The organism is Stutzerimonas sp. LR2 (genome assembly GCF_055755175.1).
Map to the genome: position 1 here is coordinate 303,069 of NZ_JBVTRR010000005.1, position 10,626 is coordinate 313,694.

Annotated in this window: 13 protein-coding genes; 8 read left to right on the forward strand and 5 right to left on the reverse strand. The window is 66.3% G+C overall.

The features are described 5' to 3' along the window. Positions 1 to 77 precede the first annotated feature (77 nt). Complete coding sequence (locus ACVRRC_RS19015) at positions 78 to 1,658, forward strand: thymidine phosphorylase family protein (protein ID WP_014595818.1); 1,581 nt, start codon at positions 78 to 80, stop codon at positions 1,656 to 1,658. Beyond that, a complete protein-coding gene (locus tag ACVRRC_RS19020; RefSeq protein WP_472997373.1) occupies positions 1,658 to 2,554 on the forward strand; it encodes a ribose-phosphate pyrophosphokinase in 897 nt (298 codons plus the stop codon). The genes ACVRRC_RS19015 and ACVRRC_RS19020 overlap by 1 nt, the downstream gene beginning before the upstream one ends. Before the next feature lie 50 nt (positions 2,555 to 2,604). Here the strand turns inward: ACVRRC_RS19020 and ACVRRC_RS19025 are convergent, their stop codons facing one another. From ACVRRC_RS19025 to ACVRRC_RS19035, 3 genes are all read right to left on the reverse strand, one after another. Continuing rightward, positions 2,605 to 3,387, reverse strand: a complete 783-nt coding sequence (locus ACVRRC_RS19025; RefSeq protein ID WP_472997374.1) for a DNA-formamidopyrimidine glycosylase family protein — start codon at positions 3,385 to 3,387, stop codon at positions 2,605 to 2,607. A gap of 64 nt (positions 3,388 to 3,451) precedes the next feature. Next, positions 3,452 to 4,336 carry an RluA family pseudouridine synthase gene (locus ACVRRC_RS19030; protein WP_423567070.1) on the reverse strand — a complete coding sequence of 295 codons (885 nt, stop codon included), beginning with the start codon at positions 4,334 to 4,336 and terminating at the stop codon, positions 3,452 to 3,454. A 150-nt stretch (positions 4,337 to 4,486) separates the two neighbouring features. Beyond that, positions 4,487 to 4,750 (reverse strand): PepSY domain-containing protein, encoded by a 264-nt coding sequence (locus ACVRRC_RS19035; protein WP_014595814.1) that lies wholly within the window; start codon positions 4,748 to 4,750, stop codon positions 4,487 to 4,489. A 212-nt stretch (positions 4,751 to 4,962) separates the two neighbouring features. On the opposite strand from ACVRRC_RS19035, the gene ACVRRC_RS19040 reads away from it, so the two are divergent. Beyond that, positions 4,963 to 5,742, forward strand: coding sequence for a DUF899 domain-containing protein (locus ACVRRC_RS19040; protein ID WP_472997375.1), 780 nt, complete (start codon positions 4,963 to 4,965; stop codon positions 5,740 to 5,742). Between the two features lies 1 nt (position 5,743). Here ACVRRC_RS19040 and ACVRRC_RS19045 read toward each other — a convergent pair whose 3' ends face one another. Then, complete coding sequence (locus tag ACVRRC_RS19045; protein ID WP_045159153.1) at positions 5,744 to 6,103, reverse strand: copper-binding protein; 360 nt, start codon at positions 6,101 to 6,103, stop codon at positions 5,744 to 5,746. A gap of 162 nt (positions 6,104 to 6,265) precedes the next feature. Here ACVRRC_RS19045 and ACVRRC_RS19050 point away from each other — a divergent pair, with 162 nt between their 5' ends. From ACVRRC_RS19050 to ACVRRC_RS19065, 4 genes are read left to right on the forward strand one after another with little or no spacing between them, the layout of a single operon-like run. Beyond that, the gene (locus ACVRRC_RS19050; protein ID WP_014595811.1) at positions 6,266 to 6,574 is read left to right on the forward strand and encodes a PepSY domain-containing protein; all 309 of its coding nucleotides are present in this window, start codon (positions 6,266 to 6,268) and stop codon (positions 6,572 to 6,574) included. A 9-nt stretch (positions 6,575 to 6,583) separates the two neighbouring features. Next, positions 6,584 to 6,889, forward strand: a complete 306-nt coding sequence (locus ACVRRC_RS19055) for a PepSY domain-containing protein (RefSeq protein ID WP_011912042.1) — start codon at positions 6,584 to 6,586, stop codon at positions 6,887 to 6,889. Beyond that, positions 6,889 to 7,554 (forward strand): response regulator transcription factor, encoded by a 666-nt coding sequence (locus ACVRRC_RS19060; protein ID WP_011912041.1) that lies wholly within the window; start codon positions 6,889 to 6,891, stop codon positions 7,552 to 7,554. The genes ACVRRC_RS19055 and ACVRRC_RS19060 overlap by 1 nt, the downstream gene beginning before the upstream one ends. Continuing rightward, positions 7,551 to 8,867, forward strand: a complete 1,317-nt coding sequence (locus ACVRRC_RS19065) for a sensor histidine kinase (protein WP_472997376.1) — start codon at positions 7,551 to 7,553, stop codon at positions 8,865 to 8,867. Before ACVRRC_RS19060 ends, ACVRRC_RS19065 begins: the two co-directional genes overlap by 4 nt. A 7-nt stretch (positions 8,868 to 8,874) precedes the next feature. On the opposite strand, the gene ACVRRC_RS19070 is transcribed toward ACVRRC_RS19065, so the two are convergent. Then, positions 8,875 to 9,090 (reverse strand): hypothetical protein, encoded by a 216-nt coding sequence (locus ACVRRC_RS19070; RefSeq protein WP_014595808.1) that lies wholly within the window; start codon positions 9,088 to 9,090, stop codon positions 8,875 to 8,877. A gap of 312 nt (positions 9,091 to 9,402) precedes the next feature. Between ACVRRC_RS19070 and ACVRRC_RS19075 the strand changes: the two genes are divergently transcribed. Then, positions 9,403 to 10,275, forward strand: a complete 873-nt coding sequence (locus tag ACVRRC_RS19075) for a helix-turn-helix transcriptional regulator (protein ID WP_011912039.1) — start codon at positions 9,403 to 9,405, stop codon at positions 10,273 to 10,275. The last annotated feature ends 351 nt before the right edge of the window (positions 10,276 to 10,626 follow it).

The following is a 10,626-nucleotide window of genomic DNA, read 5'->3' on the forward strand; positions in this document are numbered from 1 at the left end:
ATAACCGGCGCGCCTGCTTGGCAAGCGGCCGCGGGCTGAGGCTAGATAGCCATCACCTCCCCAGCGAAACCGCCCGCATGACCAGCATTTCCAGCGACACGCCGCTCAACGGCAAAGCCCCGGTGCACCTGGCGCTGCGCCGGGTCGCCATCGACACCTACCGCGAGAATGTCGCCTATCTGCACCGCGACTGCGCCGCCTGCCGCGCCGAAGGCTTCCAGGCGCTGGCCAAGGTGGAGATACGCGTCAACGGCCGGCGCATTCTCGCCAGCCTCAACCTGGTGGACGACCCGAGCATCGTCGGCTGCGACGAGCTGGGCCTGTCCGAAGATGCCTTCGCCCAGCTCGGCGCCGAAGCCGGTGTACCCGCGGCGATCGCCCAGGCCGAGCCGGCCGCATCGATCCCGGCGCTGCATCGCAAGATCGCCGGCGAGCGCCTGAACCGGGATGACTTCCTGGCGATCATGCGCGACATCGCCGAACACCGTTACTCGAAGATCGAGCTGACCGCCTTCGTGGTCGCCTGCAACCAGGGCGAGCTGGATCGCGAGGAGGTCTTCTTTCTCACCGACGCGATGATCCGCGTCGGCCGCCGGCTCGACTGGCGCGAGCACCCGGTGGTGGACAAGCACTGCATCGGCGGCATCCCCGGCAACCGCACCTCGATGCTGGTGGTGCCGATCGTCGCCGCCCACGGCATGCTCTGCCCGAAGACCAGCTCGCGGGCCATCACCTCGCCGGCCGGCACCGCCGACACCATGGAGGTGCTGGCCAACGTCGAACTGCCGTTCGAGCGCCTCTGCGAAATGGTCCGCGAGGAACGCGGCTGCCTGGCCTGGGGCGGCAGCAGCGACCTCTCCCCGGCCGATGACGTGCTGATCGCCGTCGAGCGGCCGCTGTCGATCGACTCGCCGGGGCAGATGGTCGCCTCCATCCTGTCGAAGAAGATCGCCGCCGGCTCCACCCATCTGCTGCTGGACATTCCCATCGGCCCGACCGCCAAGGTGCGCTCGATGGCCGAGGCGCAGCGCCTGCGAAAGCTGTTCGAGTTCGTGGCCACGCGCCTGGGCCTGACCCTGGACGTTGTCATCACCGACGGTCGCCAGCCGATCGGCAATGGCATCGGCCCGGTACTTGAGGCGCGCGACGTGATGCAGGTGCTGCAGAACGACCCGGCGGCGCCGATCGACCTGCGTCAGAAGGCCCTGCGCCTGGCCGGGCGCATGCTCGAGTTCGATCCCGATGTGCGCGGCGGCGACGGTTATGCCATCGCCCGTGACATCCTCGACTCCGGGCGGGCGCTGAAGAAGATGCGCTCGATCATCGCCGCCCAGGGCGGCAAGCCGTTCGATCACAACCATCCGCCGCTGGCACGGCTCAGCTTCGATGTACTGGCCGACTGCGACGCGGTGGTCACCGGCATCGACAACCTGCAGCTGGCACGCATCGCCCGGCTGGCCGGCGCACCCAAGGTGCAGGGCGCCGGCGTGGACATCCTGCGCAAGCTCGGCGAACCGGTGCGGGCCGGCGACTGTCTGTATCGCGTTTACGCGGACTTTCCCGCCGACCTCGCCTTCGCCCGCCAGGCCACCGAACGCGCCAGCGGCGTCAGCCTCGGCAGCCCCGAGCAGGTCCCAACCGTATTCGTGGAGTTCTGATGCAAAGCCAGCTGCTGTATTTCGATGACGAGCGCGCCGCCGCCCTGCGCCTGGCCGAAGCCTCCGGCCTGCCCGCCGCCTCAGTCGAGCGCCACCGTTTTCCCGATGACGAGCTGCGCCTGCGCCTGCCGCTGGCCGAAGGCGAAGCGATCGCCGAGCAATTGGTGCTCTACCGCGGCCTCGACCACCCCAACGAAAAGCTGGTCGAGCTGCTGCTGGTGGCCGGCGAAGCGCGACGCCTGGGCGCCAAGCGACTGATCCTGGTCACGCCCTATCTGGCCTACATGCGCCAGGACATCGCCTTCAACCCGGGCGAGGTGGTCAGCCAGCGGGTGATCGGCCAGCTGCTGGCCGGCCAGTTCGACGCACTGATCACCGTCGACCCGCACCTGCACCGGGTCGCCACCTTGCAGGAGGCGGTGCCGCTGGCCGATGCGGTCACCCTTTGCGCGGCCCCGGCGCTGGCGCGACTGATCGCCGAACGGCATCCCGAGGCGCTGCTGATCGGCCCGGATGCCGAGGCGCTGCAATGGATCGAGGCGGCCGCCGCCGAGCATGGTTTCAAGCATGGCGTGTGCAACAAGCTGCGCCATGGCGACCATCAAGTGGAGATCGCCCTGCCGGACCTGCAGTTCGCCGGGCGCCATGTGGTACTGCTCGATGACGTCGCCAGCTCCGGTCGCACCCTTGCCGAGGCCGCGCAGAAACTGCTGGCCGCCGGCGCCGCCTCGGTGGACGTGGCCGTGACCCACGCGCTGTTCGCCGGTGATGCCCTGCAGGTAATCCGCGCGGCTGGCGTCGGGCACGTCTGGAGCACCGACTGCATCGCCCATGAAAGCAACGCCGTGAGCATGGCGCCGCAGCTGGCCGAGGCGCTCAGGCCGCTACTGCATTGAGGCGATAGGAGCCCGACTGCCGCGCCGACAAGGCTGCGCCGTTGTCCGCCCTACCCCTCATCCACCGCGCTCGGCTGGTCGGGGCTGATCTGCGTGGCATCGCCGTAGCGCTTCTGGCAGCGCTCGCAGAAGAACGCCCGGCGCCGGCTGCGCCCCAGTTCTTTCGCCTTCATCAGCGGAATTCGGCAGCGCACGCAGGTGGTCTTGCCGTGCGCCAGCCAGTTGGTCTTGAGCACGCCGGCCCGCTTCCACTCGAGAAACTGGAAGCTGTAGGTGCGCGCCTCGCGCACCAGCTCGCGTAGCTTGGCCGGCGGCAGTTCGCCGATCAGCGACAGCGGGTGCACGCGGATGCGATAGAGCACCTCGTTCTTGATGATGTTGCCGGAGCCGGCGAACAGCGTCTGGTCCAGCAGCGCATCGCAGGCCAGCAGTCGCGGGCGTTCGCGCAGCCGCTTGAGCGTCGCGCGCGGGCTCCAGGCCGCGCTCATCACATCCATGCTCCAGTCGTAGGCCGCATCCAGCGGCCCCTCGATCAACTGCACCGAACAGGCATAGAAATTCAGCTCGCCGTCGGCGAAGCCGAGGCTCAGCCGTGCGGTGGCGTCCTTGCGTTCGTTGATGCGGTAGCTGCCGAACAGCAGCAGGTGGATGCGCACGGAGACATCCTCCAGCTCAATCAGCAGATGCTTGCCCCAGCTGCGGAATTCACGCACCACCTGGCCGGTCAGCCGTGCCATGTCGACCTTGGCACTGCCTTCGGCGCGCTCGATGCGCTGACCGGTGAACGCCGCGACTTCCTCGCGGAGAATGACGATGGATGGACCTTCGGGCATGGATGCACCAGCTGATCTGCCTTTCTCGATCAGACTCGCCCGTGCGGCGAAGGTGCGTAGCGCGCTACCAGGCCAGCTGCAGCCTGCTCTCGAACTCGCGCGGTTCACCACTCAGCGGATCGCGGAAGCGCAAGCCGCTCGCCAGGAGCTTGAGCGGGCGGCTGTAATCGTCCTGGTCGCGCTCCTCGCGCGGTAGCAGCTGCGGGTAGAAGGGATCGTTGCAGATGCCGGCGCCGAGGGTCGCCATATGCAGACGCAGCTGGTGCTTGCGCCCGGTGATCGGCGTCAGGGCGTAGCGCCAGAGGTGGTCGCGGCGCTCGAGCACCTCGATCAGCGTTTCGCTGTTCGGCTCGCCGTCGCCTTCGCGCATCAGGAAGAACGGCTCGCCCGGCACCATGCACAGCTGCCGGCGCAGGGGAAACTCGAGCCCGGGCAGTGCCGGGCAGATCGCCTCGTAGCGCTTGGCGATCCGCCGCTCGCGGAACAACGCCTGGTAGGCGTCGCGGCTCTCGCGGTTGGCCGAGAACAGCACCAGCCCGGCGGTGAGGCGATCGATACGATGAATCGGCACCAGATCGGCGTTACCCAGCCGTTTGCTGAGCCGCGCCAGCAGGGTTTCGTTGACGTATTCGCCAGCCGGCATCACCGAGAGAAAGTGCGGCTTGTCCGCCACCACCAGATGTTCGTCGACGTGCAGGATGCGCTCTTCGAACGGCACCGGCGTCTCGTTGGGCACCTCGCGGAAATAATGCACGCGCATGCCGACCCGGTACGGCCGGGCCGCGTCGATCGGCTGCATGTCGGCATCCAGCACCCGGCCGCGGGCCATGCGATCGAGCCAGGTGGCGCGGTCGATTGCCGGAAAGCGCTCGCACAGGCAGTCGAGCACCGTAGGCCAGTCGCCTTGGGGCAGGTGCAGGGTGCTGGGACGGGAATTGGAGGGGGGCATCGGATCGGGTGCACAACGACAGGAGCGTCGATGATACCCGCTCTGCCGGCGGCTGCCTCCTGCCGGAAGCGCCGCGGCAGACGAGAGACGAGTCCACGACCCGGACGGCCGACGAACCCGGCGCGGCGTTTCGGCCGCGCGGCAGACGTATCAGTCTTCCTTGTCCTTGGTCACCTCGCCGGTGCGGCCGTCGATCTTGAACTCGTACTTCTTGCCGTCCTGCTTCATGCCCTCGCCTTCCCAGCCGTCGCCATCGGCTTCGATGCCGTGCAGCTCGGTGTAGCCGGCGGCCTTGGCCTTTTCCACGGCCTGCTCGAGGGTGATCCAGTCGGCGCCGGGCTTGTCGGCGGCGAAGGCGGCACCGGAACCCAGGATGGCAACAGCGAACGCGGCGGTCAGTGTCTTGTTGTACATCTCGTTTTTCCTTCTGCGAACGGGATCGTATCGGGCCTTTGGTGCTGGCCCCTGCCTGAAATACGAGCCCAACGGCGGCCGCTAAGTTCAACCGCCGCGGCGTGCATTCGCCGGCTCGTTGTCGATTCCGGCAGGTGCCAGACGACTCCTTCATAGGGGCATCGCTGCGCGACGCGGGCCCTGCCACCGATCCATGCACGGAGGTTTTTGCCATGACAACGCACAAAGTCGTATCCGACCAGGACTGGCTCGCCGCCCACAGCGCTCATCTGCGCGAGGAGAAGCAGCTCACCCGCCAACGCGACGCACTCTTCGAGAAGCGCCGGCAATTGCCCTGGCGGCGCATCGGCCAGGATTACCGCTTTCACGATGCTGGCGGCACGGTTCGCCTGAGCGAGCTGTTCGAGGGCCGCAGCCAGCTGGTGATCAAGCACTTCATGTTCGGCCCGGACTGGAGCGAGGGTTGCGTGGGCTGCTCCTTCGAGGCCGATCACATCGGCGGCGCGCTGCTGCACCTGCTGCATCATGACGTCAGCTTCGCCGCCATCTCCCGCGCGCCATTCGAGCGGCTGGAGGCGTTCCGCCGTCGTATGGGTTGGCAGTTCCGCTGGCTGTCGTCGGCCGGCAACTCGTTCAACCGCGACTTTCGCGTCTCCTTCGATGACGAGGACATCGTCGAGGGCAAGGTTTTCTACAACTATGCCTGGCAGCCCTTCGTCTGCGAGGAGCTGTCGGGTTTCAGCGTCTTCTACCGGGACACACAGGGCGAGATCTTCCACACCTTTTCGGCCTTTGGTCGCGGCGCCGAAGAGCTGCTCGGTACCTACGTGCTGCTGGACATGACGCCGAACGGCCGCAACGAGACCGGCCCGCGACACGACCTTACCGACTGGGTCCGTCTGCATGACCGCTACGACAGCGATGATCGCGTCGCCACTGACGGGCGAACGGAGCCGGCCGCCGGCTGCTGCCACGAGCAGATGCGGCGCTGAGCTAACGTCGCCGGATGCTGACGATCTGCGGGTCCATCTCGCCGTCGGTGAAGCGAAACTCCACCGCATCGCCCACGCCCAGCCCCTGCAGCTGAGCGGCGCTGGCCTTGAACGGCATCACCATCGCCGGCCACTTCAGCTCCGGTATCGCCTCGTGGGCGATGGTGACGCTGCCCTGGTGTCGGTCCAGCTCGCGGATCACACCCTGGGCCTGGTGAGTGGTGGCGGCTTCCAGACCGTCACCGGGCAGAACATCGTCCACCGCTGGCGCAGCCGTGGAGGGCTTGAGCAGGTCTTCTGCCAAGGCGTGGCCGCTGCTCAGCCAGAGCGCAGCCAACAGCGAGAACGACAGAGGTTTCATGGCGCTACCCGTCATCTGATGAACCACTGCAAGCGTAGTCGCCGGGGCGCTCGGCGCCCTCGCTCGAATGGTGCATTCGTAGCCGGCGGGCGACATTCAGTTTCGTGTAAGCCAGCCCTCGTAACCTGTGAATCGTCGAAACCAACCACAGGAATCAACACCATGAAAACACTGACTACCCTGCTGACCGCCGCCACCCTCGCCCTTGGTGCCAACCTGGCGCTGGCCAAGGACATCGGCCCGGATGAAGCCCTGCGCCTGCGTGACGCCGGCACCATCCAGTCGTTCGAGAAACTCAACGAAGCGGCCCTGGCCAAGCACCCCGGCGCCACCATCGAGGAGTCCGAACTGGAAGAAGAGTACGGCCGCTACGTCTATCAGCTTGAACTGCGCGACGACAAAGGTGTGCAATGGGATCTGGAGCTCGACGCCAAGACCGGCGAAGTGCTGAAGGATCAACAGGACGACTAAAGGCCACCCATGCGTGCCCCTCTTCTTGTAACGCTGCCACTGGTTCTGCTGCTCGCCGCCACCCCGGCGGTGAGCCGCGACCTGGACCAGGACGAGGCCCTGCGGCTGCGCCGCGAAGGGCTGATCCTGCCGCTGGAGACGCTGATCCAGCGGGCAATGGAACGCTACCCCGGGGCGCGTCTGCTGGAAGCGGAGCTGGAAGAGGAAGATGACCTCTACGTCTATGAAATCGAATTGCTGACCACCCAGGGCGTTGCCCGCGAGCTGGAGTTCGATGCTCGCGATGGCCGCCTGATCAAGGACGAGGAAGACTGATGCGTCTGCTATTGGTCGAAGACAACGTTCCGCTGGCTGACGAACTGGTCGCCAGTCTCAGCCGCCAGGGCTACGCCACCGACTGGCTCACCGATGGCCGCGACGCCGAATACCAGGGCGCGACCGAGCCCTATGACCTGATCATTCTCGACCTCGGATTGCCCGGCAAGCCGGGGCTGGAGGTGCTGCACGCCTGGCGCGCCGCCGGCGTCACCACACCGGTACTGATCCTCACCGCACGCGGCTCCTGGGCCGAGCGCATCGATGGTCTCAAGGCCGGCGCCGACGACTACCTGACCAAACCCTTCCATCCCGAGGAGCTGCTGTTGCGCATCCAGGCGCTGCTGCGCCGTGCCCACGGTCTGGCCAACCAGCCGATGTTGCAGGCCGGAGGCCTGGAGCTGGACGAGTCGCGCCAGTGCTGCCGCAAGGACGGCCAGGACATCGAGCTGACCGCTGGCGAGTTCCGCCTGCTGCGCTATTTCATGTTGCATCCGGGCCAGCTGCTGTCGAAAACCCAACTCACCGAACACCTGTACGACGGCGAAACCGAGCGCGATTCCAACGTCATCGAAGTACATGTCAACCGGCTGCGCGGCAAGCTCGGCCGCGAGCTGATCGAAACGCGCCGCGGCCAGGGCTATCGCTTCGGCGGCGCGGCGTGAAGTCGATCCAGCGCAGCCTCGGCCTGGCCCTCATCGCCACCCTGCTGCTGGTGGCGCTGGTGCTCGTGCAGACCAGCCTCTGGCTGTTCGAATCCGGTCTCAGGCGCAGCCTGGAAACCGATCTGCGCGAAGAGACCGAGGGCCTGTTGGTAGCGCTGGTCAAAGGGCCGAACGGCGACCAGCTGGATCTGCAGCGCCTGAACCCGCGCTATCAACGACCGTTTTCCGGACACTACTTCCAGATCGAGCTCCCCGGCCGCACCTGGCGTTCACGCTCGCTGTGGGACGCCACGCCGCAATGGCCGGAGCGCCCGGGCCTGACCGAGGACCTGCTGGATGGCCCGCAGGAGCAACGCCTGCTGGGCTACCGCGCGGAATACCGCCGCGACGGCCAACCGATCATCATCAGCGTGGCGCAGGACTACACACCGGTTCTCGACAGCTTCGCCCGCGTGCGGCTGAGCGGCCTGGGGCTGGTGGGCTTCGCGCTGCTCGCCCTGCTGCTGTTGCAGCGCTACGCCATGGGCCTGGCGCTGCGCCCGCTGGAGCGCGCCCGACAGCAGATCGCCCAGTTGCAGCAGGGCCAGCGCCAGCAGCTGGACCAGCAGGCGCCGGTGGAACTGCAACCGCTGGTGGAGCAGATCAACCACCTGCTCAGCCATACCGAGGAAACCCTGCAACGCTCACGGCATGCACTGGGCAACCTTGGTCATGCGCTGAAGACGCCGCTGGCGGTACTCGGCAGCCTGGTACAACGCGAAGAACTGGCCGCCCACCCCGAGTTGCGGGCCAGCCTGCTGGAACAGCTGGAGCAGATCCAGCAGCGCGTGAGCCGCGAGCTGGGTCGCGCACGGCTGTCGGTGGATGTGCTGCCCGGTGCCCATTTCGATTGCGATGCCGAACTGCCGGCGCTGTTCGACACCCTGGCGATGATTCACCGCTCCGACCTCGAGCTGCGCTGGCATGCCCCGGCTGGCTGCCGTGTGCCGCGTGATCGCGAAGACATGCTCGAGCTGCTGGGAAACCTGCTGGACAACGCCTGCAAATGGGCGCGCAGCCGCGTCGAGCTGACCATCGAGCAGACGCGCGACGGCTTCGTGCTGCTGGTGGACGACGACGGGCCGGGAATTCCCGCGGCACAGCGCGAGCAGGTCATCAACCGCGGCGTGCGGCTGGACGAAAGCGCAGAAGGGCACGGCCTGGGGCTGGGAATCGTCAGCGACATCCTGACGGCGTGGCGTGGAGCGTGGAGCCTGGAGGAAAGTCCGCTGGGTGGGCTGCGCGTGCGTATCGCACTGCCCGCGGTGCGCTGAGCGGGGGTTACTGCGGGCGGGCCAGTTCGTTACGCATGTCTTCGAGAATGGTCTCCACCAACAGCGTGTTCTGTACCTGGTGCCCGGCGACGATACGCGTGGCGTGGGTGCCATTGATCGGGTAACCGACGTGAACCTCCAGACGGCCGTCCGCCTTTGGTTCGACACGGGTGCGGTATTGCGAAGTGAAGGTTTCGGCCAGATGACGGGACAAAGTCTTCATGGAGCATCTCTACAGTGAGCCTGACACAAAGACCATGTTCAGGGGTCGGAGATTCCAGCCGTCCATCGGGAAGCGCTCAGCCTTCACCAAACGGTAACCCGTTCACCCTTTTCGCTCGCCGTCGGCGTACGCCAGCCAGGCCAGTACCGCCATCGCGACAAAGGCCACGCCGGACCACGTGAGTGCAGCGATCAGCAGATTCATGTCGGTCACCTCGCCGAGTTGAAACACGCCCTGAATATATGTAGCGTTGCACGACACGTCGACCTGCTCGACATAGGCATGTAAACCTTTGGTACAGGTGCAACAGCGATGAAAAGGAAGCAATCGATCAGTCAGATACGCTGGGATCTGGCACTGCGCTACCGGCTGATCGAGACCATCGCCTGGTGGGAAGGCCGCCTGACCACGGGCCACCTGATGCAGAGCTTCGGCATCAGCCGCCAGCAGGCCTCGAAGGACATCAACACCTACCTCAACGAACATGCGCCCAAAAACCTGACATATGACCGTCACCTGAAAGGCTACAAGCCGAGCAAGGCCTTCCAGCCGCTGTTCATCGACGGCAGCGCCAGCGCCTACCTGCACCTGCTCGACCAGAACCGCGTGCGCGCCCCGCACATCGAAGGCCTGGCGCTGGCCTATGCACATACGGAAGTGCTGCAGGTGCCGGACCGCAGCATCCGCCCCGAGGTGCTGCGCCCGATCCTGCAGGCTTGCCGCGAGGGGCTGCGCCTGGAGAGCGAGTACGTCTCGCTGGCCAACCCGGAGGTGGAGATCCGCGTGATGGCGCCGCACACGCTGGTCTTCACCGGCATGCGCTGGCATGTGCGGGCCTACTGCGAGAAGAACCGCGCGTACCGCGACTTCGTGCTCAGCCGCTTCCGTGGCGAGCCGGACCTGATGGACGAAAGCGAACACACCCGCGAGCAGGACGAGGCTTGGAACACGCCAGTGACGGTGCTGATCGAGCCGGATGCGCGCCTGAGCCCGGCACAGAAGGCAATCATCGAGGTGGACTACGGCATGCTCGACGGTCAACTGCCGGTGGAGACCCGTGGCGCACTGGTGCAGTACGTGCTGCAGCGCTTCGGCATCGACCCGAACACCGTGCAGGCCAATGCGGCGGCGCAGCAGCTGCAGGTGGGGAATCTGCAGGCGTTGAAGGGGTGGTTGTACTCGTGAGGGCTTGTGAGGGTGGTCGTGACCGTGAAGGACCGCTGCCTCCATGTGGGAGCGGTCTTGACCGCGAAGAGCGTCGGCACGGATTTCGGTATGTGAGCGCCGCGCTTTCCTGGGCCTGGAATCCGGGTTGCGCCTCTCACGGCGCGTCACTTTTTCTTGTCTGGCCAAGAAAAAGTAACCAAAAAGAAGGCCACCCCGGCATCCGGCCCTTCGCTGCGCGAAGGGTACCCTCACTCCATCGCCATTCCAGGGGCACGCTGCGAAGGGCCATCCATGGCCCTGCGCAGCTCTCGCGGCATCCATGCCGCTCAACCCTTTCCACAGCGACTACGTTCGGCCTCCTGACGGGGA

Excerpts from the sequence above, each read along its gene's own strand:
- ACVRRC_RS19015 (WP_014595818.1), top strand. The coding sequence starts at position 78 with ATGACCAGCATTTCCAGCGACACGCCGCTCAACGGCAAAGCCCCGGTG.
- ACVRRC_RS19020 (WP_472997373.1), top strand. The coding sequence starts at position 1,658 with ATGCAAAGCCAGCTGCTGTATTTCGATGACGAGCGCGCCGCCGCCCTG.
- ACVRRC_RS19025 (WP_472997374.1), bottom strand. The coding sequence starts at position 3,387 with ATGCCCGAAGGTCCATCCATCGTCATTCTCCGCGAGGAAGTCGCGGCG.
- ACVRRC_RS19030 (WP_423567070.1), bottom strand. The coding sequence starts at position 4,336 with ATGCCCCCCTCCAATTCCCGTCCCAGCACCCTGCACCTGCCCCAAGGC.
- ACVRRC_RS19035 (WP_014595814.1), bottom strand. The coding sequence starts at position 4,750 with ATGTACAACAAGACACTGACCGCCGCGTTCGCTGTTGCCATCCTGGGT.
- ACVRRC_RS19040 (WP_472997375.1), top strand. The coding sequence starts at position 4,963 with ATGACAACGCACAAAGTCGTATCCGACCAGGACTGGCTCGCCGCCCAC.
- ACVRRC_RS19045 (WP_045159153.1), bottom strand. The coding sequence starts at position 6,103 with ATGAAACCTCTGTCGTTCTCGCTGTTGGCTGCGCTCTGGCTGAGCAGC.
- ACVRRC_RS19050 (WP_014595811.1), top strand. The coding sequence starts at position 6,266 with ATGAAAACACTGACTACCCTGCTGACCGCCGCCACCCTCGCCCTTGGT.
- ACVRRC_RS19055 (WP_011912042.1), top strand. The coding sequence starts at position 6,584 with ATGCGTGCCCCTCTTCTTGTAACGCTGCCACTGGTTCTGCTGCTCGCC.
- ACVRRC_RS19060 (WP_011912041.1), top strand. The coding sequence starts at position 6,889 with ATGCGTCTGCTATTGGTCGAAGACAACGTTCCGCTGGCTGACGAACTG.
- ACVRRC_RS19070 (WP_014595808.1), bottom strand. The coding sequence starts at position 9,090 with ATGAAGACTTTGTCCCGTCATCTGGCCGAAACCTTCACTTCGCAATAC.
- ACVRRC_RS19075 (WP_011912039.1), top strand. The coding sequence starts at position 9,403 with ATGAAAAGGAAGCAATCGATCAGTCAGATACGCTGGGATCTGGCACTG.